The sequence below is a fragment of the Oleiphilus sp. HI0066 genome (assembly GCF_001635725.1).
This window is the reverse complement of sequence record NZ_LWFH01000658.1, coordinates 1-962: the sequence shown is the minus strand read 5'-3', so window position 1 is coordinate 962 and position 962 is coordinate 1. Positions and strand designations below refer to the sequence as shown.

2 protein-coding genes are annotated in these 962 nt (G+C 43.7%); both read right to left on the bottom strand.

Going from position 1 to position 962, the window contains the following annotated elements; all coding sequences use genetic code 11:
* On the bottom strand, nucleotides 1–103 hold a 103-nt coding region (locus A3738_RS32570), incomplete at its 3' end, for an AzlD domain-containing protein (protein WP_369819786.1).
* Nucleotides 103–792 (bottom strand): AzlC family ABC transporter permease, encoded by a 690-nt coding sequence (locus tag A3738_RS08315; RefSeq protein WP_068476347.1) that lies wholly within the window; start codon nucleotides 790–792, stop codon nucleotides 103–105. The genes A3738_RS32570 and A3738_RS08315, both read right to left, overlap by 1 nt.
* Nucleotides 793–962 lie beyond the last annotated feature (170 nt).

Sequence of the window (962 nt, the reverse complement as noted above, 5' to 3'; positions counted from 1 at the left end):
ATAGGACGACAGGATGCTGCTGGTTGTGAAAAAGAACAAATGGAAGTGCTCTGGTTGCAAAGGTAGCAGCGGCCATCGTTGCGATAAATCCAATTAAGTACATTATGTCCATGGCTTCAGCCTATATTTCATTAGCAGTAAAGCCAAACTTAAACTAAGTGATACGAGCAGCATGTTTTGCGGTGTTGCTAGCCAAAGTGCTAGTGCGCCACTAACAAGAGCGATTGCAAAAGGTGCGAATGATTTCACTGATTTATACTGTTCGATTACCAGTACCATAAACAAGGCTGTTAAGGTGAATTCAAGGCCTTGTGTGTTGAAGCTAAGTTGCTCGCCAATAAGAACGCCGAGTGTACAGCCTATCACCCAATAGCTTTGATTAAGCGCCGTGATAATTAATTGCAGATCACTGATACTTTGCTGTGTAACGTCTTTATCGCCTTTCATTGAGGTTAACAGGGAATAGGTCTCGTCTGTCAGGCCAAAAATTAAATACCATCGCCGCCAACCTTTTACTTTGAATTCCTGTAGCAGAGATAGCCCATAAAAAACATGTCGAGAGTTCAGAAGCAGTGTTGTAACAGTGACTTCAATCAATCCCGCTCCCGCTGCAAGCAAGCCAACAGCCATGAACTGTGCAGCTCCAGCAAAAATAACAATGCCCATAATGCTTGCGAAGTACCAGGGGTATCCAAGCTCCGAAAACAATACGCCGAAGGCCATGCCCATAGGGACGTAGCCAAACATAACGGGAAAGGTTTGCCTCACGGCAATTTTAAGTTGTGGTGTCATAGCTCAGTGTAGATATGCGCATAACGATTTGCTGCATGTTGAATACTAAACCCATCAATAAATGAAGGCGCTTGTTGTGCTATTTTTCGCTGCAGTGTTGTATCCGTTTTGATGCGTAATATGGCATTGGCCAGTTGTTCAGGTTCAGCTATATCTACGAGTAATCCATT